We start from the raw sequence: 25,386 nt of genomic DNA on the forward strand, positions 1-25,386 counted from the left end.
CACTGTACGGAAACTTGGTCGACTTATCGACCCTGCTCGGGTTTCAGATTTGTGTCGGATTGACCGGTCACCCGGTGACGACCGGCAATATCCACTCAGTCACCGGATCAGGGCTGTCAGTCACTGGCACCCGGACTGGGCGTGACGTTGGCCTGGACCCAGGCGGTCATCTGATCGGCCGCCATCGCCCGGTACATCGACAACGCTTTCTCCCGGTCGGAGACCACCACCGATTCGCCGTTGATCGTCTCGCTGCCGTTGTGCGGACTGGTCAGAAAGTGCAGGTTCTCTCCCCTGAGCTTGCGGAACTGCAGCGCCATGTCGACCAGGGAGAAGCCCTGGTCGACCGTCACCGCCTGGGTCGTCGCCTTGAGAAACGCATTCAGTTTGACCGGGTTCGACAGTGTGCCGGAACTCACAGCCTTGTCCATCAGTGCGCGGAGGAACTCTTGTTGGTGACGCATACGCGCGAAGTCACCATCCGGAAACTGTTTGCGTTGGCGGACCCAGTCCAGCGCCTCGGTGCCGTTCATGTGATTGACGCCCTCACTGAACTGCCGGTACGGCTTGTGGATCGACGTCGTGTCCTGCTCGACGGTCAGGTCGACCCCGCCGAGCGCGTCGGTGACCTCGACGAAACCAGCGAAGTCGATCGACATCACATGTTTGATCCGCACGTCGGTGAAACACTCCACGGTGCGTACCGCCAGCGGCAGCCCGCCCCAGGCGAACGCGGCGTTGATCTTGGCACGTTCGCCGGTCTCGCAGGCCGCAGCGGCGTCCGACGGGACCGGCACGTACAGGTCACGCGGGATCGACACCAGATAGGCACGGTCGTGTGACGACGGGATGTGCATCACGATGATCGTGTCCGCCCGCCACTTGCCGGCCTGGTCGACCGGGGCGTCCGGATCCCGCGAGTCGGTGCCGATCAGCAGGATGTTCAGCGCGCCGTCGACTGCGGCCGGCGGCCGCCCCTCGGTGATCTGCGAGAACGGATCGGTCCGCCCCAGATCCTGGTCCAGCCCACGGGCGTACGCCCAGAGCCCACCGCTGGCGAGCAGCGCCAGCACCACCAACGCCACCCCGCCGACCAGGGCGATGCGCCCCCAGCGGGGCCGCAGCCGGCGTGGCGGGCCACCGTACTGGTTGCCGGCACGACCGCCGACCGGCACCTGCGCCCGGCCGCTCGAGGACCCGTAGGCGGTGCCGGCCGGACCGGTCGTCCGGCCGGGGACGGCCCGGCCACCGGGGCGGCTGCTGACTGACCGGTCACCGTGCTGGTTGCTGGCTGGCATGCCTCCAGCGTACGTACCGGGCGCTCGCCCGCCGATGACTCGACTGCCGGGCCGCCGCCGATCAGCCGAGTCGCCGCCGATCAGCCGAGTCGCTGGCGGAAGTAGGCGATGGTGCGGCGCAGCCCGTCCTGCGGATCGACCGTCGGCTGGTAACCGAGCCTGGTGCGGGCCAGGGTCAGGTCCGGACGGCGCATCTCCGGGTCGTCCGAGGATCGGGCGACCAGGTTGATCGTCGACGAGCTGCCCACCAGTTGGACGATCCGCTCGGCCAGCTCCCGCATGGTCAACTCATGCTCGGTGCCGCAGTTGATCGGCCCGGTCTCGGTGGAGTCGAGCAGTGCGACGATCCCGGTCACCAGGTCCGCCACGTAGCAGATCGACCTGGTCTGCCCGCCGGTGCCGTGCACGGTGATCGGCTCGCCGCGCAGCGCCTGGCTGATGAAGGTGGGGATGGCCCGGCCGTCGTCCGGCCGCATCCGGGGCCCGTACGTATTGAAGATCCGCACAATGCCGGCGTCCAGCCCGCGGTACCGGTGGTACGCCATCGTCGCCGATTCGGCGAACCGCTTGGCCTCGTCGTAGACGCTGCGCACCCCGATCGGGTTGACGTTGCCCCAGTAGGTCTCCGGTTGCGGGTGCACCAACGGGTCGCCGTACGCCTCGGAGGTCGACGCCATGATGAACCGGGCCCGGTCGGCGACCGCCCGGTCCAGCAGGTGCAACGTGGCGAGGGAGCCGACCCGGAGGATCTCGATCGGCAGCGTGGCGAAGTCCGTCGGGCTGGCTGGCGAGGCAAGGTGCATGATCGCGTCGAACCGCTGACGCAACGCCGGGTGATGATCCGGCAATCCGTCCGAAATGTCCGCCTCGACGAGGGTGAACCGAGGTTCGTCGGTGAGGTGGGCGACGTTCTCCTTGGAGCCGGTGACGAAGTTGTCCACCGCCACCACCGCACAACCACGCGCGACCAACCGGTCGACGAGGTGGCTTCCGACGAAACCAGCACCTCCGGTGACCAACACTCGATGGCCGTCGCCGAATCGGGGAACAGGCAGCATGCTCCCGAGCCTAGTGGTAGCGCCCCGGCCGGCCAGCGGTTGCCACCCGGGTCGGCCCGGACCGAGCTACCGGCCGCGCGGCTCGCCGAGTTCGCGGTACCGGCCGCGGTAGTGGATCAGCGGCCCGGCGTCGCCTTCGTCGCCGACCGTGACCGACTCGACAGTCGCCTCCACCAGCATCGCCCACCCGTACGGTCGGGCGTCGTCGAGCCGGCAGCCCGCCCACCCGCTTGCCCCCGCCAGGACCGGGCCGTACTCGGTGAACTGCCAGTCCGCTGCCTTGAACGGTCCGCCCGGCGCCGGCATCAGCCCAGCGAACCGGTCCGCGAGCTGCCGATGCGCCGGACCCAGCGGAACCATCGCGAACCTGCCCGACTCGCGGAGCACCTCCCACAGCTGCGACTCCTCGTCGAGCAGCCCGAGCAGTCGCGGCGGGTCACCGTCGGCCAGCACCGTTGACGACACGGTCAATCCGGCGAGTGGAGCCGACCCACCACCGGCCGTCCACAGCGTTACCGGGACGGCCAGCCGGCCACGTAGCCGCCGCGCGGGCGAACGGTCCTCACTCGCCGTGGCGAACGGGTCGCGATAGTGGATCTCGGCACCGGGCTCGGGATGATTCACGTGAAACATTGTGACCCAGTCGGGAGTCACCGGCGCGGCGTCACCGTGGCGACCAGCTCCGGCATCCGTCGGTCCAGCAGGTCACCGGTGATGTACAGGCCCAGGGCCACCGCACCCAGGCCGTATCCGACGCCGACCGGCAGGGCGAACCAGTACCAGACCTCGCCGAGCAGCGCGGTGGCCAGCACGATCGGCACCGCGGCCGCCGCCGACGCGACCATCGCCACCAGCGCCAGCATGCTCTTCGCCACGCCGGCACCGCTGTTCAGCGCGAACGGATTCGACGTCTCCGGCAGCGAGTAGGCACCGACCACCGAGACGATCAGGTTGACCGCCAGCCCGGCACCGTACGCGGCGAACAGCGTCCCGGCGGCGACCGGGATCCAGCCCGGTTCGCGCAGGAACAACCCGAAGCCGGCCGAGATCGCCACCAGCAGCGGCCCGATGTAGACCGAGAACCCGACCACCCGGGCACGCAGCTCCAGCCGACCCGGCACCCCGGCGATCACGTTCGCCGCGTACGCGCTGCCGTCGAATCCGAACTGGTTGGCCAGGGTCACGGCGGCGAGCGCGCCGACGAAGAGCATCGAGATGCTGACGCTGGTCGCCGACGCGGACGGTCCGGTGCCCACCGAACCGTCCGGATCGTAGGTGAAGGCGCTGAAACCGCCGGCGTTGATCAGCGCCGGGATGAACACCCCGACCACGGCGACGGTGATCAGGTTTGCCCGCCGCCGCATGTCCCGCCACCAGTAGCGCACCTCCCGGGCGACCAGTGCGCCGTACCGGTCGCGGGGGGTCCGGGCAAGCAGCCGCGGGAACAACTGGCTCACCGGGGTTCCGGACGCAGCGGCCACCGACCTGGCCGGGCCGCCGCTCGCGGTGCCGACCATCGCCGACTCCAGCGACCTCGACCACCACCGGTACAGGCCGGCCAACGCGACGGCGGTGACCGCCAGCTTCACCGGTACCGCCCAGAGCCGCCCGGCGACCACGTCGAAACCCATCGTGTACGGGGCGGCCAGTGGAGTCCAACCGAGGATTCCCGCCACCTCAGCCAGCCGGTCCCAGTCGGCGTTGCCGAGCCCGCCGATGACCAGCAGTTGCAGCGGACCGAGCAGGGCGGCCAGCACGGCGAGCAGCACCGCGGCCAGGTCACGCACCCGGCGCGACCGCAGCATGCCGGCGAACGCGCTGGTGATCGCCCGGCTACCCAGGACGCAGAGCAGCAGACCTGCGGCGACCCCGACCAGTTGGACCGTGCCGGCCAGCGGGCCGCCGAGCAGCGCCGCGCTGAGCACCAGCCCCAGGGTGGCCAGACCGGTGGCGATCGACGGTACGCCGATCAGTCCGGTGACCAGCAGCCCGGTGACCATGGTCCGCCGGGGCAGCGGCAGCAGCGCGAACCGGGCCGGGTCGAGCGTCTCGTCCACGCCGAAGAAGGCCAGTGGCAACAGCAGCCAGCCGAGCACCAGCAGGGTGCCGCCGAACCCGGCGGCCAGCAGCATGCCCTGTTCGCTGTCGACGAACCCCGGCGCGGCGAGGATCAGGAAACCGTTGCCGGCGAACCACAGCCCGGCGATGATCCCGCCGATGAACAACGCGATCCGCCAGCCCTGGCCACGTAGGTTGTTGCCCATCACCCGCAGCTTGAGGCGGACGAAGTGCCGGGCCCGTACCGGGCGCCGGCCGGCGACGGCGGGCGCGTCGGCGGTCGACCCGGTGACCGCACCGCCGGTTCCCGGCCCGGTCACAGCCATGCCAGTTCCTCCCCGGTGGCCGTACGACCACCGACGACGTCGACGAAGACCTCTTCCAGCGACCGCCCGGCCCGTACCTCGTCCAACGTGCCGACCTTCTTGATGACTCCGTCGGCGAGGATCGCCACGTGGCTGCAGAGCCGCTCGACCACGGCCATCACATGGCTGGAGAAGATCACCGTGCCGCCGCCGCCGACGTACCGCTGCAGGATGTCGCGGATCAGCGCGGCGGAGACCGGGTCGACCGCCTCGAACGGCTCGTCGAGCACCAGCAGCCGGGGTCCGTGCAGCAGCGCACAGGCCAGCCCGATCTTCTTTTTCATGCCCGCCGAATAGTCGACCACCAGGGTGCGTCCGGCGTCGTCGAGCGCCAGCACGTCGAGCAGTTCGCCGGCCCGCTGGTCGACCACCGCCGGGTCCATGCCGCGCAGCAGACCGTGGTACGCGAGCAGCTCGGCACCGGTGAGCCGGTCGAACAGCCGCACCCCGTCCGGCAGTACGCCGAGCAGTTGCTTCGCCCGCACCGGGTCGGCCCAGACGTCGTGGCCGAGGACGTGGGCGTGGCCGGCGTCCGGCCGTAGCAGCCCGACCGCCATCGACAACGTGGTGGTCTTGCCGGCACCGTTCGGGCCGAGCAGGCCGTAGAAGGAGCCGACCGGGACGTCCAGCTCGACCCCGGCGACCGCGACCTTGTCGTCGAACCGTTTGGCCAGGCCGCGCAGGACGAGCGCCGGCCCGCCGGGCTGGGCAGCATCTGTCATGGTCCGACGGTAACTACCGGCATCCCGGATACGCTCCCGCTGAGGGAGGATCCGGCTCTCCTACCCGGGTACGACGGCGACGGCGACACCGACGCAGGATGTCACGGGCGCAGGCTCTCCGGCGCGTGCAGTCGCAGCATGAGGGCGTTCACCTGACCCGGCAACCGCCGCCGGGTGACCACCGACACCAGCATCATCACCGCGAACGCCAACGGCACCGTCCAGGCCGCCGGCTGGGCGACCAGGACCGCCGGCCAGCCGGTCAGTGGCGGACCCAGCACGGTCCACAGCACCGCGCCGACGGCGGCGCCACCACCGGCGACGATGCCGGCGGCGGCACCGGCGTCGGTCAGGCCACGCCACCAGATGCCGAGCACGAGCAGCGGGCAGAAGCTCGACGCGGCCACCGCGAAGGCCAGCCCGACGACCTGCGATACGTCCAGGCCGGAGACGTTCAGCGCGAGGACCATCGGTACCGCGCCGGCGACCAGGGCCGCCAGCCGGAACCCGCGTACCGAGTTGCGCCGCAGCACGTCGGTCGAGACGGCCCCGGCGACGCTGGTCAGCAACCCGGACGAGGTGGACAGGAAGGCGGCGAACGCCCCGGCGGCGACCAGCGCGGCGAGCAGCTGACCGAGCAGTCCGCCGCCGAGCGCCGCCTCCGGCAGCAGCACCACGACCGCGTCCGAGCGTCCGGTCATCAGCAGTTGCGGCGTGTAAACCCGACCGAGTACCCCGTACAGGGTGGGGAAGAGGTAGAACAGGCCGACCAGGGCCAGCACCACCAGGGTGGTCCGGCGGGCGGCGGCACCATCGGGGTTGGTGTAGAACCGCACGAGTACGTGCGGAAGCCCCATCGTGCCGAGGAAGGTAGCCAGGATCAGCGAATAGGTGGCGAACAGCCCCTGGTCACCTCGGTCCGGGTCACCGGGCAGCAGCCAGGCGGCGCCCCAATAGGCTTCGGCCCCGGACACCTCGGGGACCCGGTCCCCGGCGGCGAAGGTCAGCTCGGTGCCCGGGGTCACCTGCTCGGTCCGCCCGTCGGCGTAGTTGAGCGTCGCGGACCGCTCGACCACCACGGTGGTCGCCTGAGTGAAGGTCAACCCGTCCGGTGGGCTGACCGGCGGCCGTCCGTCGGACTGCCACTGCATGGCCAGGAAGACCGCCGGTACGGCGAGCGCGGTCAACTTGAGCCAGTACTGGAACGCCTGCACGAAGGTGACCGCCCGCATGCCGCCGAGCGCCACGTTGGCGGTCACCACCCCGCCGACCAGCAACGCTCCCAGCGGGTAGGGCGCGCCGGTGACCGTGGCCAGGGTCAGCCCGGCGCCCTGCAGCTGGGGCAGCAGGTAGAACCAGCCGATGAAGATCACGAAGACGGTGGCCAGCCGGCGCAGCCGGCGGGAGCTGAGCCGGATCTCGCAGAAGTCCGGCAGGGTGAACGCCCCGGACCGGCGCAGCGGGGCCGCGACGAACAGCAGCAGGGCCAGGTAGCCGGCGGCGAAGCCGACCGGATACCAGAGCACGTCGACGCCGTACTTGAGGATCAGGCCGGCGATACCGAGGAACGACGCGGCCGAAAGGTACTCGCCGCTGATCGCCGCCGCGTTCCAGGACGGGCTGACGGTACGCGAGGCGACCAGGAAGTCGGACGTGGTCCGGGCCAGCTTCAGCCCGTAGAAGCCAATCGCGACGGTTACCAGAGTGACCACGACCAGCGCCGGGATCACGTACGGGTTGGTCATCGGCGCCGCTCAGCGTTCCGGCCGGCGGACCAGCGCGACGAAGTCCTGTTCGTTGCGTTCGGCGAGGTGAACGTAGGTCAGGCCGACGGCCACCAGGAACGGGAACGCGGCCACCCCGAGCAGCAGCCACGGCAGGTTGACGCCGACGATCTTGATCTCGGCGACGCCGGGGGCGATCGCGAACAGCATCGGCAGCGACCCGAGGCCGACCATGACCACCACCGCCAGCCGCATCGCCAACGCCAACTGTGCCCGGACCAGGCCGCGCACCAGTGCCTCGCCGATCTGCGTCTGCTCAGCCAGGTCGGTACGCAGCCGGTCGGCGTCCCCGCGCCGGCCGACCTCGCCCAGCACGACCCGCACCCGCCGGGGTGGCGAATTGGCGGGCGGGGGCGCCGCGGCGGGGCCGGTGCCGTCGTGTTCGGCCATGCCGGCAGTCTCACGGCCCGTCGCGGAATGTCAAGGGCAGTCCCCGGCGCAGACGGAGCCACGACGCGTCGTCCGACAGCGAAGCGCCCAACCGCAGGAGGCGATTGGGCGCTGCTGAAGCCCGGCGAGAGGCTTTGTGGCCAGGGGCGGGGTCGAACCGCCGACCTTCCGATTTTCAGTCGGACGCTCGTACCAACTGAGCTACCTGGCCGGGTGTCCGGGACATCATACCCGCCTGCCGGTGAGAACACCCGGACCGGTCGGGTCGGCCCCGAAAACGAAACGCCGCGCGTGGGAAACGCACGGCGATCGGCGTTGCGCGGTCCTGACGGGACTTGAACCCGCGACCTCCGCCTTGACAGGGCGGCGAGCACTCCGACTGCTCCACAGGACCTCGGTCTTGCTCCGGCCGGTCGGTCGGCCGGTGGTGCCCCCAACGGGATTCGAACCCGTGCTACCGCCTTGAAAGGGCGGCGTCCTGGGCCGCTAGACGATGAGGGCGGCCCCGTCATCATCGCACATCGCGACTCCGACGGTAGTGCTCCCATCCGGCCCCGCCGGAAGCTTGCGAAAGCATACGTGACGAGTATGCCCCGGACCAAACCAGATCGGCGAACCGGACGGATCAGGGGGAAAGGCTAGCACCGAGCAGGGTGATGCCGTACCGCTGCCTCAGCTCCTTAACCACGACCGGCAGCGCGGCGACGGTGGCCGACCGGTCACCGCCACCGTCGTGCAGCAGGATGATCGACCCGAGCCGGACCCCGTCGGTGACCTGCGACACCAGCTCCTCCTTGGTGGGCTTACGCCAGTCCTGCGGGTCGACGTCCCAGTCCAGCGGGACCATCCCCAGCTCCTCGACCACGGTGACCACCTTTGGCGTCCACAGGCCGCCGGGGTGCCGGAAGTGCTCGATCGGCACGCCGGGTACCACCTTGTGGATCTCCTTGTTGGTCCGCAGCAGGTTGGCCCGGATCTCGTCGGGCGGCTGCAACCCGAGATCGAGCTCGTGGCTCCAGGTGTGGTTGCACAGGGCGTGCCCCTCCCGAACCATCCTGGCGATCAGGGCCGGGTACCGCCGTACCTGGGCACCGACGACGCAGAAGGTGGCCCGCGCCCCGGCCGCCCGCAGCTCGTCGAGGATCAGCGGTGTCCACTTCGGGTGCGGGCCGTCGTCAAAGGTCAACGCCACCTGCCGGCCACCGGTACGCCGCTGCAGCAGGCTCTCGTCGACGGCGGGCCGGGCGGACGCCTCGGGTGAGCCGCCGGTCTCGGTGGCCGAGGATCGCTGGTCGGCGGGCTCAGCGGTCGGTGCCGGCACCGGGTCGCGGGGGCCGGGTGAGGGCACCGGCTCAGGGGTGGGAGCAGCGCGGTCCGGCGCGACACCGAGTGCGGCGGTGGCCGGCACCTGAGTCGGCGCCTGCCGGGCACCACGCAGCGCGGCGATACTTTCGCTGCCGACCAGCAGCGCGAACACCGCCAAGCCTGCCGCGACCATGGCACGTTTCGACACGGTGCGTTTCGACATGTCGACTCCGGGCGAGGGGGTGGACGGAGATCGAGCGAAGCACACGTTAGTCGATCAATCCGCTCAACTCGAACCCGCACATCGGATCTGAGCGCCGCCGACCGCCGGCTGTGACGGGCAGTACCACAGAAAGCTACGGGCCGTGCTGCTGGGCGACGACTCGGTCGGCGGACCGGCAGAGCGTCACCGCGTCGGTCAGGTCGGCGCAATGCCGGACCCCGTCCGGCAGCTCGGTGACCGGCCAGCCCGGCCCGACCGCGAGAACCAGCACCGGACGGTGCCGTCCGGATCGGGCCACGCGCAGCTGCCCGAGATCTGCGGTCGCCGGGGTGTGCGACCAGAGCACGACGGCGGCCGGCCCCGTCCGGTCGACCGCGGCGGCCAGCGCGGTCGCCGGTACCCGGGCACCGAGCAACCGGGCGACCACGCCGACCTCGACGAGTGCGGCGGCCAGCGCCTCCAGCGGCAGGGAGTGCTGCTCCTCGTCGGTGCAGGCCAGGAGCGCTCCGGGGCCGCCGCCGTCATGCGGGCCGTCCGCAGAATGACCCGCCGCGGCCGGCAGGGCCGGCCCGGTCACCGACGCGAACGCGGCGGAGACGCACCGGGACAGCAGATGCTCCACCTCGACGAAGCCGGCAGTGGCCGCGTACCGGTCACCGACGCCGGCCAGCACCGGGCGAACCACCCGGTCCCAGGTGGAGATCACCCCGTCGGTACGCAGCCCACGCTCGATGATCTCCCGCATGGCCAGGTCGTCCAGGCGTACGGCGGCCCGGGCCAGGCCACGGGCGGCCGGGCCGGCGGTGCCGACCGCGATGGTGTGCCCGCCGCCGGCCCGACCAGGCTCAGCGGTGGGTGACGCCGCGTTGCCGCGTGCCCACTGCGCCGCCTCGGCCGGGGACACGCCTTCGGCGGTGAGCCGGCGCATCACCTCCAGCCGGGCCAGATCCTCCCGGCTGTACCGGCGATGATGCCCCTTGACGTGCCGGGTCGGGCCGAGCCCGTACCGCTGGTGCCAGGTGCGCAGCGTGGTCACCGCCACGCCGAGCCGGCGTGCCACGCTGCCCGCGCTCAGCGCGTCATCGCTCACCTGGCCGCTCCGCAGCCCCGCCGTGCCGCTCCGCGTTCGCGCCGTTCCGCTCCGCAGCCGCGTCGTGGTCCCGCCGGCCCGGCGCGAACAACTGGTCGACCACGCCGGCCAGCCACGGGGCGTAGGCGTGCGGGTCGTCAGTCAGGCCGACCCGCAGCTCATCCGGCGGCATCCAGCGCAGCTGCGCGATCTCCGCCGGATCCGGCCGCAGCGGGGAGGCCGGATCGAGCTCCCCCAGCAGCACATGGTCGTACTCGTACTCGGTCCGGCCGGTGACCGGGTCGGTGGCCTGGTAGGTGTGCACGCCGAGCTCGGTCAACGGCACCGGCGCGACGCCCACCTCCTCGCCGAGCCGGCGGTTGGCCGCCTCGGTCACCGATTGGCCGGGCAGCGGATGGCCGCAGCAGGTGTTCGCCCAGCGCAGCGGGAACCGGGTCTTCACCGCAGCCCGCTGTTGCAGCAGCAGTTGGCCGGCCGGGTCGACCAGGATCACCGAGAAGGCCCGGTGCAGTTGGCCCGGCGGCTGGTGGGCAGCGGCGACGGTGGCCGATCCGACCGGTCGCCCGGCCCGGTCGACCAACTCGACCAGATGGCTTTCCCGCGACGTCCCGGTCATCGGGCACCCCCCGCACCGGTGATCCGACCGGCGGCCAGTTTGCCGGAGATCAGCACCATCGGCACGCCGACCCCCGGTTGGGTGCCGGAGCCGACGAAGACCACGTTCTCCAGGGTGGTGTGCAGGTTCCCGGGCCGGAACGGGCCGGTCTGGAACAGGGTGTGCGCGGCGGCGAACGGTGTCCCGGCGGCCATTCCGGCGTCGGCCCAGTCGGCCGGGGTGAGCACTTCGCGGACCTCGATCCCGTCAGCCAGGCCCCGGTAGCCGCGCTCGGCCAGGGTGGCGATCAGCTGGTCGGCGTACCGCTGTGGCAGGTCACCGCGCCAGTCCAGCCGGCCGCTGTCCAGGTTGGGCACCGGAGCGAGGACGTAGTAGGTGTGCCCGCCGGGCGGGGCCACCGACGGGTCGGTCCGGCTCGGGTTGGTGACCAGCAGCGAGGGGTCGCTCATCAGCTCGCCCCGGCGGATGACTTCGTCGAAGGTGCCCTTCCACAGCCGGCCGAAGTGGATGTTGTGGTGGGCGATCTGCTGGTAGCCCTGCCGGGCGCCGAGGTGCAGCACCACGCAGGACGGCGAGTAGCGCAGCCGCCGGCGGCGGGCCGGCGGCAGCAGCTCGGCGTAGGCGACCGGCAGGTCGGGGTTGAGCACCACGACGTCGGCGGGAATCCGGTCACCGTCCGCGGTGAGCACCGCGCGCGCCCGACCACCGGCGGTCTCCACCCGGGTCACCGTGGTGTCGTAGCGGATCCGTACGCCGTGTTTCTCGGCGGCGCCGGCCAGCGCCCGGGGCACCGCGTGCATGCCGCCCCGGGGGAACGACACCCCGGCCACCGAGTCCAGGTAGGCGATGACGGTGTAGATGGCCAGCGCGTCGTGTGGCGCCAGCCCGGCGTACATCGCCTGGAACGAGAAGATCCGCTGGGTACGGGGGTCGGTGAAGAACTGCCCGATCTTGGTCTGCATCCGCCGGAACGCTCCGGCTGCCAGCAGCCGCAGCAGGTTGCCGGTGAGCAGGTCCGGCGGGCTGTCGAGGTTGCGGTCGATGAAGTCGGCCCGCTCCAGCTGCCACAGCCGCCGCGCGTAGTCGACGAAGCGCAGGTAGCCGTCGGCTTCCCGGGGGCCGCAGACCCGGGCCACCTCGGCCGCCATCCGGGCGGTGTCGGTAACGACGTCCAGGGTGGATCCGTCCGGATAGTACGCCCGGTAGGCCGGGTCGAGCGGGATCAGCTCCAACCAGTCGGAGAGCTCCTCGCCGATCGCGCCGAGCGCCTCGGCGATCAGTTCGGGCATGGTCAGCACGGTCGGCCCGGTGTCGAACTCGTAGCCGTCGAGCGCCAGCCGACCGGCCCGCCCGCCCGGCACCGACTCGCGTTCCAGCAGGGTGACCTGCCGTCCGGCACCGGCCAGGTGCAGGGCACAGGCGAGCCCGCCGAGCCCGGCACCGACCACGACGACGCGTTCGGTCGCCCCGGTCACGGTACGCATGCCGCGACCACCTCCTTCTTCTGAACGCCGCTCACATCATGCCTGCCGAGTGGTGGCGGTCACCGCCAGGCCGGTGAGCACACGACGGGCGGCCGCGTCGATCGGGGCGTCGCCCAGTGCGTCGACCGCGTCCCGTACCCGTTGCTCGATCAGCTGTTCCACCTGGTCGGCGGCGCCGGTCTCGACGACGATCTCGGCCAGCCGGCCTACCCGTCGATCGATCTCCCGGCCGGACTCCCGTCCGGCGCCGGACGGCGGCCGGGTGAGTTCGGCGCGTTGGGCCTCGGTGGCCAGCTCGCGGGCGATCAGCAGCAGCACCGTCGGCTTGCCGGTCCGCAGGTCGTCGCCGGCGGGTTTGCCGGTGGTGGCCGGGTCACCGAAGACGCCGAGCAGGTCGTCGCGCAGTTGGAACGCCTCGCCGACGTTCATGCCGTAGCGCCGGTATGCCTCGTGGATCGCCGGGTCGGCGCCGGATCCGGCGAGGGCCGCACCGAGGTGCAGCGGCCGCAGCACGGTGTAGCTGGCGGTCTTGTGCCGGGCCACCCGCAGCGCCCGGTCGACCGACCAGGTGTCGGCCTCGGTCTCGCCGAGGACGTCCAGGTACTGCCCGGCGATCGTCTCGACCCGCATCTGGTCGTAGCGGCGCCGCACGTCCAGCAGGGTCCGGGGTGGCACGCCGGCCTGGCCGAGCAGCCGGTCGGCCCAGACCAGACAGAGGTCACCGACCAGCACGGCGGCACCGTCGCCGAACCGGTCGGGGTCGCCGTCGCGGCCGGCCGCCCGGTGCTGCCCGGCCAACCGGCGGTGGGCGGTGGGGCGGCCGCGACGGGTCGCGGAGCCGTCCATCACGTCGTCGTGCACCAGCGCGAACGCGTGCAGCAGCTCCAGCGCGGCCAGCGCCGGCAGCACCGGAGCCAGCGGCGCGTCCGGGCCGGCCACCCCGCGCCAGCCCCAGTGGGCGAAGACCGGCCGCAGCCGTTTGCCGCCGGCGAGCACGGTGTCCCGGGCGATCTGGGCGAACGGGCGCAGCGCCGGATCGATGCGGTCGAGCGCGTCGATCTCGGCGGAGAGGAAATCGATCAACGTGTCGTCGACGGCTGCGGTCAGCAGGTCACGGCGGCGGGCCGGGGGCGAGCCGGGGGTGGCCGACCCGGCCGGCTCGTCGACCGACGCGCTTCGGTCGGTGTCGGCAACTGTGTGATTGGCCACGCGATCGAGCGTACCCTAGGGCCAGAAGTTGCGTCGATTCTTGCGTCGATAGCCGAGGAGGCCCGATGAACGTCGATCTGTCCGCTGCCTACGGGAACTGCCGTGACCTGCACCGACGACACGGGCGCACCTACTATCTCGCGACCCGGCTGCTCCCGCAGTGGAAACGCCGGCATGTTCATGCTTTATACGGATTTACCCGGTACGCGGATGAGATCGTCGACCGCACCGACCAACTGCCACCCGCCGGCCGGGCAGCCGCACTCGACCAGTGGGGGCAGCGGTTCCTCGCCGGCCTGCACGGTGCCCCGGTCGACGATCCGCTGCTGCCCGCCGTGCTGCACACCATCGCGGTGTTCGACCTGGACAAGGCGGACTTCACCGCGTTCCTGCGCAGCATGACGATGGACCTGACGGTCACCTCGTACCCGCGTTACACCGACCTGCTCGACTACATGGAGGGCTCGGCGGCGGTGATCGGCACCATGATGCTGCCGATCCTGGGCAGCACCGACCGGGCCGCCGCCCGGGAGCCGGCCCGGCAGCTCGGCTTCGCCTTCCAGCTCACCAACTTCATCCGGGACGTCGCCGAGGACCTGGACCGTGGCCGTACCTACCTGCCGGACGAGGACCTGGCGCGGTTCGGGATCACCCGGGCCGACCTGGTCGACGCCGCCCGACAGCGCCGGGCGACTCCGCCGATCATCGAGCTGATCCGCTACGAGGTCGGCCGGGCCAGGGGCCACTACGCGGCGGCCGCCCCCGGCGTCATCCTGCTCGAACCCGCGTCGCAGGCCTGCATCCGCACCGCGTACGCGCTGTACGGCGGCATCCTCGACGAAATCGCCGCGCAGGGCTACGACGTGTTCCGTCGCCGGGCCACCGTTCCCAACCGTCGCCGGGCCGCTGTTGCGTTACGGTCCCTGCTCACCCCGGCCGGCACCCCGGTCACCCTGCCCGGCCCGGTCGACGTCCCCGCACCGCCGACGCCGGCGCCAGCCCCAAGGCCGACCGCCGCCACGCCGACCGCACCGTAGCGCCGTGCGTACCGCTGTCGTGCTGTTCACCCGCGACCTGCGGGTGCACGACCAGCCGGCGCTGGCTACCGCCTGCGCCACCGCCGAACAGGTGGTGCCGCTGTTTGTCCTCGACCCACGGTTGGCCGGCCGGTCGGCCAACCGCGACCGGTTCCTGCACCAGAGCCTCGCCGACCTGCGGGCGACTCTGCGCGGGCTCGGCGGCGACCTGCTGATCCGCCGCGGCGACCCGGTGGCCGAGACGATCCGGCTGGCCCGCGAGGTCGACGCCGACGGCGTCGCCATCTCCGCCGACGTCAGCCACTACGCCCGGCACCGGCAGCGGCGGCTGTCCGACGAATGCGAGCGGCACCGGATCGCGTACCGCGCCTTTCCCGGGCTGACCGTCGTCCACCCGGGCGCGCTGACCCCGACCAACGGCGACCACTACAAGGTCTTCACGCCGTACTTCCGGGCCTGGGCCGGCGCCGACTGGCGTGCCGAAAGCGCCGGTCCGGCGCGGATCCGGCTGCCCGGCGGTCCCGCCGTCGGACGGCTGCCGGCCCTGCCGGACGGTGAGTCGCCGCAGGCCGCCGCCGGGGGCGAGACCGCCGGGCGGCGCCGGCTGCACGACTGGCTGGGTGACCTCGACCGGTACGGCAGCAGCCGCCTCGATCGGTACGGCGACAGCCACGATGACCTGGCTGGCGACGCCACCTCGCGGCTCAGCCCCTACCTGCGGTTCGGCTGTCTGTCGCCGCTGGAGGTCGCCACCGCCGCCGGGGACGGCGCCGGTCCGTTCGTCCGGCAACTGTGCTGGCGGGACTTCCACTACCAGGTCGCGAACGCCTTCCCCGACCTGGCGACCACCGCGTACCGGCGCGGGGCCGCCGAGCAGTGGCGCTACGACGCCGACGCCCTCGACGCCTGGCAGACCGGCCGCACCGGGGTGCCGATCGTCGACGCCGGCATGCGGCAACTGCAGGCGCAAGGCTGGATGCACAACCGCGCCCGGCTGATCACCGCCGGGTACCTCACCAAGGAGCTCGGCCTGGACTGGCGGGACGGCCTCGGCTGGTTCGATCGCTGGTTGCTCGACGGTGACCTGCCGAACAACTCCGGCAACTGGCAGTGGGTCGCCGGCACCGGCAACGACACCCGTCCGTACCGGGGTTTCAACCCGCTGCGCCAGGCGCACCGCTTCGACCCGGCCGGGGAGTACGTCCGGCGGTGGGTGCCGGAGCTGGCCGGTGTCGCCGGGGCGGCGGTGCATGAGCCGTGGCGGTTGCCGCTCGCCGTCCGCGCCGGCCTGGACTACCCGCCGCCACTGTCGGACCGCTGAGTCGGCGTCCGGTCAGCGGGCCGCCCGGTCTGCGGGTTGCCGGCGGTGGTGACATGCTGGCCGGATGAGTGAGCCGCAACAGGTGGACGTCGTCGTCGTCGGGTTGGGCGTGGCCGGTGAGGAGGTCGCCGGCCGGCTCAGCCAGGCCGGGCTGGACGTGGTCGGTGTGGAGCGCCGGTTGGTCGGCGGCGAGTGCCCGTACTGGGGCTGCGTACCGAGCAAGATGATGATCCGGGCGGCGAACGCACTCGCTGAGGGCCGCCGGATCGACGGCCTGGCCGGCACCGCCGACATCCGTCCGGGCTGGACGCCGGTGGCCCGACGGATCCGCGACGAGGCCACCGCCGACTGGTCGGACACGGCCGCCGTCGACCGGCTCACCGGCAAAGGGGTACGGGTGCTGCACGGCACCGCCCGGCTCACCGGACCCGGGCGGGTCGACGTCGACGGGCAGGTGTTCACCGCCCGCCGGGGCGTGGTGCTCGCCACCGGCACCGTCCCGGTGGTGCCGCCGATCGACGGGCTCGCCGGCACGCCGTACTGGACCAACAAGGAAGCGATCGAGGTCACCGACCTGCCCGAGTCGCTGGTCGTGCTCGGCGGCGGCGCGATCGGGCTGGAGCTGGCCCAGGTATTCGCCCGGTTCGGCGTACGGGTGACCATCGTCGAGCCCAGTGAGCGGCTGCTGTCCCGGGAGGAGCCGGAGTCGTCGGCGCTGGCCGCCCGCGCCCTCGGTAACGACGGGATCCGGCTCCGGCTCGGTAGCCGCGCCGAGTGGGTCGAGCACCGCGACGACACGTTCGCCGTGCACCTGTCGCAGGGCGGCCCGGAGAACGGACAGCGGCTGCTGGTCGCCACCGGCCGGCGCAGCGACCTCGGCGGACTCGGCCTCGACACCGTCGGACTGGACCCGGCGGCCCGGCACCTGCCGGTCGACGAGCGGATGCGGGTCACCGACGAGCGGACGCGGGTCGCCGACGGGCTGTGGGCGGTCGGTGACGTCGCCGGCCACGGCGCCTTCACCCACCTGGCCATGTACCAGGCGGACGTGGCGGTGCGCGACATCCTCGACCAGGGCGGACCGGCCGCCGAGTACCGGGCGGTCCCCCGGGTCACCTTCACCGACCCGGAGATCGGCGCGGTGGGCCTGACCGAGCGCCAGGCCCGCGAGCAGGGCGTGAACGTCGCGGTGGCGGTGACCGACGTCGCCGAGTCGTCGCGTGGCTGGATCCATGGGCCGGGTAACGACGGTTTCATCAAGCTGGTCGCCGACGCGAGTCGGGGCGTGCTGGTCGGGGCGACCTCGGCGGGACCGACCGGCGGCGAGGTGCTCGGCGCACTCGCCGTCGCCGTGCACGGCGAGGTGCCGTTGACCAGCCTGCGGCACATGATCTACGCGTACCCGACGGTGCACCGCGCCATCCAGTCCGCTGTACAGCAGCTCACCTGACTCCATGATCACTTGACGAAAATTCGGGCGACACGCCGGTGGCGTCCCAGTTTTTCGTCATGTGATCTTGAGCCGGCCACGGAAATGTCCATCCATGAGACGCTTCCCGGACGGCTTCCTTTTCGGTGTCGCCACCTCCGGTCACCAGACCGAGGGCGACAACACCAGCGACACCTGGTTCCTGGAGCACGTCACGCCGACGGTCCTCGCCGAACGATCCGGCCGGGCTCCATCAGCTGGCGCGGTGATCGACCCGACGTCACTCGGCGGCGCGGTGCGGTACGCGTACCAGGTCAGCGGGGTGCCGGTCTTCGTGACCGAGCACGGCGTCGGTGTGGACGACGACGCCCTGCGGGCGGACTTCATCGAACCGTCGCTGGCCGGTCTGCTCGACGCGATCGCGACGACGGCGTACCGGTGCTCGGTTACTGCCACTGGACGCTGCTGGACAACCTCGAGTGGGCCGCCGGCTACCGCTTCCACTTCGGCCTGCACACCGTCGACCGGGAGACGTTCGCTCGGACCCCGAAGCCGAGCACCGCCCGGTACGCCGCCGTCGCAACCAGCCGCGCCCTGCCCTGATCATCCCGCACCCTCCACTCATCATCCGGCGGTACGCCGCCGGTCAGGTCATGCCGTGCGGCGGCAGCCGGTAGCCGAGTTGTTGGCCGTACGTCATCAGTGGGCGCAGCGTCGGGACCAGGACGGTAGCCTCCGCCGACCAGTGGCGTCCCCGGTTGCCGTCGAGCCGGCGGTGCCGGGCCGTCGTACGGCCGCGTTGGTGTTGTCCGTGCCGTTCGCGGCGCAGGTATTCGAGTCGCCTGGACGCCGTCGACCGGCCGGAGCGCCAGTCGAGCCAGCGCAGCCACCAGTCCCGTACCATCTCTGTGATCATCTTTCTCTCCTTGATCAATTGTCACGTCGACTGCCGTTTGGCCAGTCGGTAGAGTCCGTCGCGTTGCACGAAGATCTCCCGCCGCTCGGCGGCGTATCCGCGTTCGTCTATGACGTAGCCGGTGAGCCAGATCCAACCGTCGTAGGTCGGTTTCCGGTCCACCGAGATGACCCGAAATCGAATTCTCCGGTCGCCGGCGAACTGCATGCTCGCTTCCTGGCCGATCAACAGCACGTCCCCTGGTTTCGGCTCCGGCGTCCGCAGCAGCCGGCTACCCATCGGGCCTTCCATCGCCGCGTGGCCGCTGGACGCCGTCGGCACCGCGCTCCATCGGCCAGGTCGCACGCCCACAGCTGGGGCACCATCTGGACTTCACTTTGAACGACCACAGCCCGGCACAGAAGCCGAGCAGCGCCGCCCCGAGGAGCGCCCCCACCTCCACCGTCGCCCCCTCACTCATCGAGTCAATTTCCCGTCGCAATCCACCCTGGACTCCCACCCGAACATAGGGCAATATGAAAGTCGCAGAGATAAAGATGAGCCCGAGTTATTGGAGGTTATAAACATGACTGAACTACCTGGAGAGCTTCGACGGCTCCGGCTGTCTCAGCGCATGAACCAGACCCAGTTGGCCAAAGCGGTAGGCGTGTCGAAGTCGCTCATCGCCAGCTTCGAGACCGGCCGGCTGGTGCCGAAGGAGGACACCGCGAAGGATCTCGACAAATTACTGAACTCCGGTGACCAGCTTCAACAGCTGTCGAGGGAGGGCAGAGAGGACCGCCAGCCGTGGCTGCGCTCCTGGGTCGATCACGAGCGACGCGCGGTGTTGCTGCGGGCCTGGGAGCCGACCCTGGTCCCTGGGCTGCTGCAGACCGAGGCGTACATGCGGCAGGTCTTCGCTGCCGTGCCGTCCAACCGGGTCCGGTTCGAGGAGGTAATCGCGACCCGTCAGGAGCGACAGCGCGCGGTGCTGGACCGCGATCCCCCGGTGGATCTGGTGGCCCTGGTCGAGGAGACGGCGTTGCGTCGCGGTCCGCGCGAGGTGATGAAGGATCAGCTTGCCCACCTGGTCGACCTCGGGCACCGGCCGAACATCCGGATCCGTGCGGTCCCCGAGTCGGCCGGGCTCCACGCTGGCCTCGGTGGGCCGCTGGCGCTGGCCACCATGAGCGACGGGAGGCGGGTCGGCTATCTGGACGATCTGCTGCGAGGACGCGTCGCCACCACCGCTGGTGACGTACTCGAACTGGAACTAGTCTGGGAGGCAGTCAACGAGTTGGCGCTGTCCGCCGACCAGACCCGAGACCTGATGTTAGGGATGATCCAGTGATCAATGAACCAGCATGGCGGAAGTCGTCGCGGTCGAACGGTTCATCCGGCAACTGCGTCGAGGTGGCCGACAACCTGCCCGGCCGGGTGCTGGTCCGGGACACCAAGGACCGCGACGGCGGCACCCTGGCCTTCGGCCCGTCCGCCTGGCGCTCCTTCGTCGAGCTGACCAAGCACCACCACTGACCAGCCCCCGCCCGGCGGGTCGGACGAGTCAGGCGGACGCAATCAGCGGTGCAGGAAGCGCCCGCAGGTGAGCAACGACGGCATCGGTGAACTCTCGAGTGTCGGCGGTGCCGCCGAGGTCCCGGGTCCGTACCCCGGCGGCAAGGCAGGCCTCGAACGCAGCGATGAGTTCTGCGGCGGCGGCCGACTCACCGAGGTGTTCCAGCATCAGGGCGCCGGCCCATATCTGCCCGATCGGGTTCGCGACGCCCTGACCGGCGATGTCTGGGGCGGAGCCGTGCACCGGTTCGAACATCGACGGAAACGCCCGTTCGGGGTTGAGGTTGGCGCTCGGGGCGATGCCGATCGAACCAGCGGCGGCACCGGCGAGATCGGACAGGATGTCGCCGAACAGGTTAGACGCGACGATCACGTCGAACGACGCCGGGTCGCGGACGAGTTTGGCGGCGAGCGCGTCGACAAGCTCCTTGTCGAGCCGTACACCGGGCACCTCACGTAGAGTCTGCTCGACGACCTCGTCCCAGAACGGCATGGTGTGGATGATGCCGTTCGACTTCGTCGCGGAGGTGACCAGCCCCCGGCGGCGGGCGGCGAGCTCCCCGGCGAACCTGGCGACCCGTTCCACCCCGATGCGGGTGAATATCGTCTGCTGGACCGCAGCCTCGCGGGCGTCGCCGGGATAGATCCGGCCACCGACGGTGCTGTACTCACCTTCGACGTTCTCCCGCACGATGACGAGGTCGATGTCGCCGGCGTTGACCACGCGGGTGGGAACACTGACCAACGAGCGGACCGGTCGTAGGTTGACGTACTGGTCGAAGTGACGCCGGATTGGGATGAGCAACCCCCACAACGTCTCAGCGTCCGGGATCTCCGGGTCGCCGACGGCACCGAGGAAGATCGCACGGTGGCTGCGTAGCTGATCGATGCCGTCGGCCGGCATCATCCGGCCATGCTGACGAAAGTGGGTGGAGCCCCACGGGTACGCATGCCAGTCGACGGTGTAGCCGTGCCGTTCGGCGACCACGTCGAGGCAGGTGATCGCCGCCGGCACCACCTCCTGCCCGATCCCGTCGCCGGCGATTACGGCGACGTCGTATCGACGCGACATCACGCGGTCGCCTTTTCCTTCGTCGGTTCGATCGGTCGGACGGTGTGCTCGAGGAAGAACGCCTCCAGTTCGGCCGATGCACCGAGTTTGTGCCGAAGCGCGACTTCGCTGGCGGCCTTGGCGTCACGGGCCCGCAAGTGGCCGAGGATCTCCTTGTGCTCCTGAAGCGACACTTCGAACCGGTGTGGCCGGAGCCGGAACAGGGCCTGAAATCCGACCTGCGCGCCTTCCAGATCGGCGAGGGTGTCGTACAGCACCTGGTTCCCGCTGGCCGTGTTGATCAAACCGTGGAAGGTGCGGTTCATCTCCGCGTAGTCGACCGTGGACTGACCCACCGCCGCAGTCTCCATCGCGGTGATCATCGCATCCAGCTCGTCGAGTTGGCTCTCGGTGAGTAGGTCGGCCGCCAGGCCAGTGGCGATGCTCTCCAAGTGACCACGGACGAACAGTGACTCGCGGATCTTCTGCGGGGAAAGCGTGATGACCCGGGCACCGGTGTACGGAATCATCTCCACGAGGCCGTCGCGTTCCAACATTCGGATCGCCTCGCGTACCGGGATCTCGCTGACGTCGTACTCGTACGCGATGCGCCGCAGCACCAGCCGGTCACCAGGCTGGTAGTCGCCGTTGATGATCCGGGTACGCAGAGACTGGTAGAGCTCGGATGACTTGAGACTGGACACTGCGGCCCTCTCGGTAGCTAGTGGTTATACCGGGCGGCCGACGAGGGTCGGCATGACAGATACTATATCATTTTCGGCTGCTCCCCGAAGCCGCGTGGTCGCCCCGGTCGAACCGTGTCCGACGTCACTCGTCGATGCCCCGCCGCACCAGTGTGCCTCGGTGAGCGAATGTGCCCGCGCCAGCGAGGGGGTCGCCGCCGGTTCGACGGTCACCGCACAGGCTGCCACACAGGGCGGATGCCCAGCTCAGAAGGTTCACAGTGACCACGATCTCGGTGACCAGCTGGTTGCGAGCGCGTTGCCGTGCTGCGTAATATCGTATATGACGTCAACCTGAGGAGCCCACGCATGTGCAACGACGACCTCTCCCCGTACGAGACCGTGCCCCCCGCGTCGATGATCTCCATCGGCTACCCGGGGCCACGGCCGGACTTCCTGACCGACGCTGTCGACCTGCACATCCACAGCGGCCCGGACGCGATCGACCGGATCGGCACCAGCATCGATATCGCCCGCGCGGCCGCCGCCGCCGGCATGAAGGCGATCGTGCTCAAAGACCACCTCTTCCCGTCGTACACCAAGGCCGTGCTGACCGATCAGGCAGTTGACGGCCTGCGCGTCTTCGGCGGCATCACGATGAACGGCACCGCCGGCGGCATTGCCGTGCGCCCAGTGCTGGCCGCACTCGCCGGCGGTGCCCGGGTCGTGATGTTCCCGACCTTCGACGGGATCCGGTACGTCCAGAAGAAGAAGCCGGGCGCGATCCAGCTGCAACACTCATTCGGGCAGCAGATCACCCCGATCCTCGCCGTCGAGGACGGCAAGCTCTTGCCACACACCGAGGACGTGCTCCAGGCGGTGAGCGACCATCCGCAGGTCATCCTCTCCGCCGGCCACCTCGGCCCCGAGGAAGCAATCCCGATCATGCGTCGGGCGGCCGAGCTGGGCATCGCCAACAAGGTCATCGAGCACCCCAACTCCAGCGACTGGTGGAGCCTCGACCACTACCAGCAGCTCGTCGACTGCGGCACGACGTTCAACATGTCCTACAACCCGTACCAGCCAATCATGGGTCGGCGAAACTTCGACGAACTCGTCGAGCTGATCGGCCAGGTCGGGGCGGAGAACTGCAACCTAATCACCGACGGCGGACAGCCGTACAACCCCATGCCGGCCATCACCATGAACGTGCTCTGCGAGATGCTGTACTTCCAGGGCGTCGCCCTCGACGAAATCATCGCGATGGCCAAGACCAACCCGGCCCGCATGCTCGGACTGTGACGGGTCGACGCCATGGATCTCGACACCATCCGTACGAAGTTGGCCGGTATCGGCGTCGGCACGGTCGTATACGTGCTGCAGCACGCCGGCCTCTACCACTGCTTCCTGCCGATCCCACCGGTCACCCCGGGTTCTCCCAGGTTCATCGGCGTGGCCCGGACGTTACGCACCGAGCCCATGCGGGAGGACATGCTCGCCGCGCGGCGGGCCGCGCCCAAGTCCAGTGACCCGCACCGGATCGCTATCGACGAGATATCGGCCGGCGAGGTCCTGGTGGTGGCCGCCCGTGGCGAACTCGGCGCGGCCGTCCTCGGTGACCTGCTCGCTGCCCGAATCGCAAACCGAGGCGGTGCCGGCGTCGTCACCGACGGTTGTGTTCGTGACCTTCCCGGCATCCGCGAAGTGGGGCTGCCGGTCTTCGCCGCCGGCGCGCACGCGGCGACGTTCCCAACCCGTCATGTCGCGATCGAGTTAAACGTCCCAGTGGGCTGCTCCGGCGTGTTGATCAACCCGGGTGACCTGTTGATCGGCGACGACGAGGGCATCGCGGTGGTTCCAGCCGAGCAGGTGGACGACATCGTCGACGCCGCCGTCGAGCAGGAGTCAGTCGACGCCTTCTCGTTGTCCAGAATCCGCGAAGGCGTCCCGCTCGCGGAGGCGTACCCCCTGTCACCGGCGCTGCGCGCCGAATACGAACGGCGACCATCATGACCCAGCTCGCGTCCTACCAGCTCGACGGACGGCCGGGGGTAGCAATCGTCGACGGCGATACCCTACTGCCGCTTCCCGGCGTCACCTCTATGCTCGATGTCCTCGACTGGCCGGTGGGTCGGCTGACCGCCGCCGCTTCGCCGGACCCGGTCGCGATGGCCGACGTCGAACTCGTCGCACCGGTCCCGACTCCGTCTCGCAGCATCTACTGCATCGGCTGGAACTACCTCGCCCATTTCGAGGAGGGCCGGCACTCCCGTCCGGAGGTGCAGCTGCCCAACCGGCCTACGATCTTTTCCAAGGCCCCGGGCACCGTCGTCGGACCCTACGACGACATCTCAGCGCACCCCCGGCTGACCGGGCAGCTCGACTGGGAAGTCGAGGTCGCGGTCGTCATCGGTACCGGAGGCACCGACATCGCGGAGGACACCGCCCTACGGCACGTCTTCGGCTACACGGTCGCCAACGACGTCACCGCCCGCAACATGCAGGCTGAGTACGGCGGGCAGTGGCTCAAGGGCAAGAGCCTCGACCAGACCTGCCCGATGGGTCCGGTGTTGGTCACTGCCGACGAGGTGGGCGACCCGCAGTCGCTCGACATCTCCTGCCGAGTCAACGGCCGTACGGTCCAGTCGGGCAACACCCGGCAGATGATCTTCCCAATCGCCAGGATCATCGCCGAACTCTCGACCGGGCTGACCCTGTTGCCCGGAGACATCGTGCTGACCGGCACCCCGGAAGGTGTGGGCCACCAGCGCCGACCACCGGAGTACCTCTCCCAGGGCGATGTGCTGGAAAGTGAGATCTCAGGTATCGGGGCCTTGCGGAACGCGATCGTCTGAACTGATCGCGAACAGCTGACATGACCCTGCCGATCGAACTGATGGCGTTGCTGGCCGCGTTCGCGTACGCGAGCAGCCAGGTGGTCAGCAAGCTGGCCACCCGGCACGGCAACATGATGAGCGGCCTCCTGGTCAGCCTCGTCGCGGGCGCCGTGGCGCTGGGCGTGCTCTGCCTGACCACTGTCAACACATGGCGAATTCCGGCATCGGCGGTGGTGCTGTTCGTCCTGGCGGGTGTCGCCGGCGCGGGGCTGGGTCGACTGCTGATGATGCGAGCGGTTCGTGATGCCGGAGCGTCGGTGGCCTCACCGGTGTTGTCCAGCACCCAGCCAGTGGCGGCGACCGGGTTCGCTGTCGCGTTCCTCGGTGAACGGCCGACCGCCGGCCGGCTGTTGATGTTGGTCATGGTGGTGGCCGGGTTGTGGCTCAGCGCCCGGGGCGGCTCGGCCAACCGGGGGGGCGTGGTCCTCAACGCCGGGCCGGTGGATCTGGTCCGGCTACTGATCTGGCCGGTGGCGGCCGGCGCGGCCCTGGCTACCTCCGATCTGCTGCGCAAGGCGGCGCTGGACATCCATCCGGACGCGGCGCTCGGCGCCTTCCTCGGCGTCGCCACGGCAACGGTCGGTTGGTTGCTGGTGACAGCGGTACGCGAGCCGGGCGCGCTACGGCGCAGGAGACCGGCGTGCGGCTGGTTCGCGCTGCACGGCGTGCTGACCGCGCTCGCCGCGTTCCTGCTTTTTCTCGCGCTGCGGGCCGGGGATCTGTCGTTGATCGCGCCGATCATCGCCTCACAACCGGTGTTCGTGGTGATGATCGGCGCGGTCGTGCTGCGGAACCTGGAGGCAGTACGGACCGGCACCGTCGTCGGAGCGTTGATCGTGTTCGCCGGGATCGCCACCTCGTCCCTGATCGACGGCACTAGCTGAGCGACCGCACCT

The 25,386-nt window shown here is 70.4% G+C and carries 26 protein-coding genes and 3 tRNA genes; 10 read left to right on the forward strand and 19 right to left on the reverse strand.

The genetic code is table 11. The features are described from left to right. Window positions 1-116: 116 nt before the first annotated feature. The 15 genes from ACFHWU_RS02580 to ACFHWU_RS02650 form a co-directional block, all read right to left on the reverse strand. Window positions 117-1,382 (reverse strand): LCP family protein, encoded by a 1,266-nt coding sequence (locus ACFHWU_RS02580; RefSeq protein WP_416551085.1) that lies wholly within the window; start codon window positions 1,380-1,382, stop codon window positions 117-119. Then, window positions 1,379-2,356 (reverse strand): NAD-dependent epimerase/dehydratase family protein, encoded by a 978-nt coding sequence (locus ACFHWU_RS02585; protein WP_416550785.1) that lies wholly within the window; start codon window positions 2,354-2,356, stop codon window positions 1,379-1,381. The genes ACFHWU_RS02580 and ACFHWU_RS02585 overlap by 4 nt, the downstream gene beginning before the upstream one ends. Window positions 2,357-2,422: 66 nt before the next feature. After that, window positions 2,423-2,989, reverse strand: a complete 567-nt coding sequence (locus tag ACFHWU_RS02590) for a flavin reductase family protein (RefSeq protein ID WP_416550786.1) — start codon at window positions 2,987-2,989, stop codon at window positions 2,423-2,425. A 17-nt stretch (window positions 2,990-3,006) separates the two neighbouring features. Then, window positions 3,007-4,740 (reverse strand): ABC transporter permease, encoded by a 1,734-nt coding sequence (locus tag ACFHWU_RS02595; protein ID WP_416589725.1) that lies wholly within the window; start codon window positions 4,738-4,740, stop codon window positions 3,007-3,009. Next, on the reverse strand, window positions 4,731-5,501 hold the full coding sequence (locus tag ACFHWU_RS02600; protein ID WP_416550788.1) for an ABC transporter ATP-binding protein: 771 nt from the start codon (window positions 5,499-5,501) through the stop codon (window positions 4,731-4,733). The genes ACFHWU_RS02595 and ACFHWU_RS02600 overlap by 10 nt, the downstream gene beginning before the upstream one ends. Window positions 5,502-5,602: 101 nt before the next feature. Continuing rightward, on the reverse strand, window positions 5,603-7,246 hold the full coding sequence (locus ACFHWU_RS02605) for a cation acetate symporter (RefSeq protein WP_416550789.1): 1,644 nt from the start codon (window positions 7,244-7,246) through the stop codon (window positions 5,603-5,605). Window positions 7,247-7,255: 9 nt separating this feature from the next. After that, on the reverse strand, window positions 7,256-7,675 hold the full coding sequence (locus ACFHWU_RS02610) for a hypothetical protein (RefSeq protein ID WP_416550790.1): 420 nt from the start codon (window positions 7,673-7,675) through the stop codon (window positions 7,256-7,258). Window positions 7,676-7,812: 137 nt separating this feature from the next. Next, a tRNA-Phe gene (locus ACFHWU_RS02615) sits at window positions 7,813-7,886 on the reverse strand. A 109-nt stretch (window positions 7,887-7,995) separates the two neighbouring features. Further along, window positions 7,996-8,069, reverse strand: a tRNA-Asp gene (locus ACFHWU_RS02620). A 31-nt stretch (window positions 8,070-8,100) separates the two neighbouring features. Continuing rightward, window positions 8,101-8,176, reverse strand: a tRNA-Glu gene (locus tag ACFHWU_RS02625). Window positions 8,177-8,300: 124 nt separating this feature from the next. After that, complete coding sequence (locus ACFHWU_RS02630; RefSeq protein WP_416550791.1) at window positions 8,301-9,203, reverse strand: polysaccharide deacetylase family protein; 903 nt, start codon at window positions 9,201-9,203, stop codon at window positions 8,301-8,303. Between the two features lie 133 nt (window positions 9,204-9,336). Then, window positions 9,337-10,293, reverse strand: coding sequence for a MerR family transcriptional regulator (locus ACFHWU_RS02635; RefSeq protein WP_416589726.1), 957 nt, complete (start codon window positions 10,291-10,293; stop codon window positions 9,337-9,339). Continuing rightward, entirely contained in the window at window positions 10,283-10,909 is a 627-nt protein-coding gene (gene idi, locus ACFHWU_RS02640) for an isopentenyl-diphosphate Delta-isomerase (protein WP_416550793.1), read from the reverse strand. Before idi ends, ACFHWU_RS02635 begins: the two co-directional genes overlap by 11 nt. Next, on the reverse strand, window positions 10,906-12,393 hold the full coding sequence (crtI, locus tag ACFHWU_RS02645; RefSeq protein ID WP_416589727.1) for a phytoene desaturase family protein: 1,488 nt from the start codon (window positions 12,391-12,393) through the stop codon (window positions 10,906-10,908). Before crtI ends, idi begins: the two co-directional genes overlap by 4 nt. A 36-nt stretch (window positions 12,394-12,429) precedes the next feature. Further along, window positions 12,430-13,602 carry a polyprenyl synthetase family protein gene (locus tag ACFHWU_RS02650; protein WP_416589728.1) on the reverse strand — a complete coding sequence of 391 codons (1,173 nt, stop codon included), beginning with the start codon at window positions 13,600-13,602 and terminating at the stop codon, window positions 12,430-12,432. Window positions 13,603-13,667: 65 nt separating this feature from the next. Between ACFHWU_RS02650 and ACFHWU_RS02655 the strand changes: the two genes are divergently transcribed. The 4 genes from ACFHWU_RS02655 to ACFHWU_RS02670 all read left to right on the forward strand — a co-directional run bounded on the left by ACFHWU_RS02655 (window position 13,668) and on the right by ACFHWU_RS02670 (window position 17,992). Continuing rightward, window positions 13,668-14,639 (forward strand): phytoene/squalene synthase family protein, encoded by a 972-nt coding sequence (locus tag ACFHWU_RS02655; protein WP_416589729.1) that lies wholly within the window; start codon window positions 13,668-13,670, stop codon window positions 14,637-14,639. Between the two features lie 4 nt (window positions 14,640-14,643). After that, complete coding sequence (locus ACFHWU_RS02660; RefSeq protein ID WP_416589730.1) at window positions 14,644-15,960, forward strand: cryptochrome/photolyase family protein; 1,317 nt, start codon at window positions 14,644-14,646, stop codon at window positions 15,958-15,960. Between the two features lie 64 nt (window positions 15,961-16,024). Next, entirely contained in the window at window positions 16,025-17,410 is a 1,386-nt protein-coding gene (locus ACFHWU_RS02665; RefSeq protein ID WP_416569203.1) for a dihydrolipoyl dehydrogenase family protein, read from the forward strand. Between the two features lie 84 nt (window positions 17,411-17,494). After that, entirely contained in the window at window positions 17,495-17,992 is a 498-nt protein-coding gene (locus ACFHWU_RS02670; protein ID WP_416589731.1) for a family 1 glycosylhydrolase, read from the forward strand. Window positions 17,993-18,035: 43 nt separating this feature from the next. On the opposite strand, the gene ACFHWU_RS02675 is transcribed toward ACFHWU_RS02670, so the two are convergent. Both ACFHWU_RS02675 and ACFHWU_RS02680 read right to left on the reverse strand, forming a co-directional pair. Continuing rightward, window positions 18,036-18,305 (reverse strand): hypothetical protein, encoded by a 270-nt coding sequence (locus ACFHWU_RS02675; protein WP_416550800.1) that lies wholly within the window; start codon window positions 18,303-18,305, stop codon window positions 18,036-18,038. Between the two features lie 21 nt (window positions 18,306-18,326). After that, window positions 18,327-18,626 carry a hypothetical protein gene (locus ACFHWU_RS02680; RefSeq protein ID WP_416569201.1) on the reverse strand — a complete coding sequence of 100 codons (300 nt, stop codon included), beginning with the start codon at window positions 18,624-18,626 and terminating at the stop codon, window positions 18,327-18,329. A gap of 244 nt (window positions 18,627-18,870) precedes the next feature. Between ACFHWU_RS02680 and ACFHWU_RS02685 the strand changes: the two genes are divergently transcribed. Continuing rightward, window positions 18,871-19,635 (forward strand): helix-turn-helix domain-containing protein, encoded by a 765-nt coding sequence (locus ACFHWU_RS02685; RefSeq protein ID WP_416589732.1) that lies wholly within the window; start codon window positions 18,871-18,873, stop codon window positions 19,633-19,635. Beyond that, window positions 19,635-19,820, forward strand: coding sequence for a DUF397 domain-containing protein (locus tag ACFHWU_RS02690; protein WP_416569552.1), 186 nt, complete (start codon window positions 19,635-19,637; stop codon window positions 19,818-19,820). The genes ACFHWU_RS02685 and ACFHWU_RS02690 overlap by 1 nt, the downstream gene beginning before the upstream one ends. A 28-nt stretch (window positions 19,821-19,848) precedes the next feature. On the opposite strand, the gene ACFHWU_RS02695 is transcribed toward ACFHWU_RS02690, so the two are convergent. Beyond that, entirely contained in the window at window positions 19,849-20,931 is a 1,083-nt protein-coding gene (locus ACFHWU_RS02695; RefSeq protein WP_416589733.1) for a tartrate dehydrogenase, read from the reverse strand. Further along, window positions 20,931-21,614 carry a GntR family transcriptional regulator gene (locus tag ACFHWU_RS02700; protein WP_416589734.1) on the reverse strand — a complete coding sequence of 228 codons (684 nt, stop codon included), beginning with the start codon at window positions 21,612-21,614 and terminating at the stop codon, window positions 20,931-20,933. The genes ACFHWU_RS02695 and ACFHWU_RS02700 overlap by 1 nt, the downstream gene beginning before the upstream one ends. A 348-nt stretch (window positions 21,615-21,962) precedes the next feature. Here ACFHWU_RS02700 and ACFHWU_RS02705 point away from each other — a divergent pair, with 348 nt between their 5' ends. From ACFHWU_RS02705 to ACFHWU_RS02720, 4 genes are read left to right on the forward strand one after another with little or no spacing between them, the layout of a single operon-like run. Then, window positions 21,963-22,895: a DUF6282 family protein gene (locus ACFHWU_RS02705; RefSeq protein WP_416589735.1), complete on the forward strand. Its 933-nt coding sequence runs from the start codon at window positions 21,963-21,965 to the stop codon at window positions 22,893-22,895. 12 nt (window positions 22,896-22,907) lie between these two features. Then, on the forward strand, window positions 22,908-23,606 hold the full coding sequence (locus tag ACFHWU_RS02710) for a hypothetical protein (protein ID WP_416589736.1): 699 nt from the start codon (window positions 22,908-22,910) through the stop codon (window positions 23,604-23,606). Then, window positions 23,603-24,448, forward strand: coding sequence for a fumarylacetoacetate hydrolase family protein (locus ACFHWU_RS02715; RefSeq protein ID WP_416589737.1), 846 nt, complete (start codon window positions 23,603-23,605; stop codon window positions 24,446-24,448). Before ACFHWU_RS02710 ends, ACFHWU_RS02715 begins: the two co-directional genes overlap by 4 nt. A 20-nt stretch (window positions 24,449-24,468) precedes the next feature. Beyond that, window positions 24,469-25,374, forward strand: a complete 906-nt coding sequence (locus ACFHWU_RS02720; RefSeq protein ID WP_416589738.1) for an EamA family transporter — start codon at window positions 24,469-24,471, stop codon at window positions 25,372-25,374. Window positions 25,375-25,386 lie beyond the last annotated feature (12 nt).

This window comes from Micromonospora sp. LOL_015 (assembly GCF_048060275.1).
Taxonomy (GTDB): Bacteria; Actinomycetota; Actinomycetes; order Mycobacteriales; family Micromonosporaceae; genus Micromonospora_E.

Excerpts from the sequence above, each read along its gene's own strand:
- ACFHWU_RS02585 (WP_416550785.1), bottom strand. The coding sequence starts at position 2,356 with ATGCTGCCTGTTCCCCGATTCGGCGACGGCCATCGAGTGTTGGTCACC.
- ACFHWU_RS02590 (WP_416550786.1), bottom strand. The coding sequence starts at position 2,989 with ATGTTTCACGTGAATCATCCCGAGCCCGGTGCCGAGATCCACTATCGC.
- ACFHWU_RS02595 (WP_416589725.1), bottom strand. The coding sequence starts at position 4,740 with ATGGCTGTGACCGGGCCGGGAACCGGCGGTGCGGTCACCGGGTCGACC.
- ACFHWU_RS02600 (WP_416550788.1), bottom strand. The coding sequence starts at position 5,501 with ATGACAGATGCTGCCCAGCCCGGCGGGCCGGCGCTCGTCCTGCGCGGC.
- ACFHWU_RS02605 (WP_416550789.1), bottom strand. The coding sequence starts at position 7,246 with ATGACCAACCCGTACGTGATCCCGGCGCTGGTCGTGGTCACTCTGGTA.
- ACFHWU_RS02610 (WP_416550790.1), bottom strand. The coding sequence starts at position 7,675 with ATGGCCGAACACGACGGCACCGGCCCCGCCGCGGCGCCCCCGCCCGCC.
- ACFHWU_RS02630 (WP_416550791.1), bottom strand. The coding sequence starts at position 9,203 with ATGTCGAAACGCACCGTGTCGAAACGTGCCATGGTCGCGGCAGGCTTG.
- idi (WP_416550793.1), bottom strand. The coding sequence starts at position 10,909 with ATGACCGGGACGTCGCGGGAAAGCCATCTGGTCGAGTTGGTCGACCGG.
- crtI (WP_416589727.1), bottom strand. The coding sequence starts at position 12,393 with ATGCGTACCGTGACCGGGGCGACCGAACGCGTCGTCGTGGTCGGTGCC.
- ACFHWU_RS02655 (WP_416589729.1), top strand. The coding sequence starts at position 13,668 with ATGAACGTCGATCTGTCCGCTGCCTACGGGAACTGCCGTGACCTGCAC.
- ACFHWU_RS02665 (WP_416569203.1), top strand. The coding sequence starts at position 16,025 with ATGAGTGAGCCGCAACAGGTGGACGTCGTCGTCGTCGGGTTGGGCGTG.
- ACFHWU_RS02670 (WP_416589731.1), top strand. The coding sequence starts at position 17,495 with ATGTCCATCCATGAGACGCTTCCCGGACGGCTTCCTTTTCGGTGTCGC.
- ACFHWU_RS02675 (WP_416550800.1), bottom strand. The coding sequence starts at position 18,305 with ATGATCACAGAGATGGTACGGGACTGGTGGCTGCGCTGGCTCGACTGG.
- ACFHWU_RS02685 (WP_416589732.1), top strand. The coding sequence starts at position 18,871 with ATGACTGAACTACCTGGAGAGCTTCGACGGCTCCGGCTGTCTCAGCGC.
- ACFHWU_RS02695 (WP_416589733.1), bottom strand. The coding sequence starts at position 20,931 with ATGTCGCGTCGATACGACGTCGCCGTAATCGCCGGCGACGGGATCGGG.
- ACFHWU_RS02705 (WP_416589735.1), top strand. The coding sequence starts at position 21,963 with ATGTGCAACGACGACCTCTCCCCGTACGAGACCGTGCCCCCCGCGTCG.
- ACFHWU_RS02710 (WP_416589736.1), top strand. The coding sequence starts at position 22,908 with ATGGATCTCGACACCATCCGTACGAAGTTGGCCGGTATCGGCGTCGGC.
- ACFHWU_RS02715 (WP_416589737.1), top strand. The coding sequence starts at position 23,603 with ATGACCCAGCTCGCGTCCTACCAGCTCGACGGACGGCCGGGGGTAGCA.
- ACFHWU_RS02720 (WP_416589738.1), top strand. The coding sequence starts at position 24,469 with ATGACCCTGCCGATCGAACTGATGGCGTTGCTGGCCGCGTTCGCGTAC.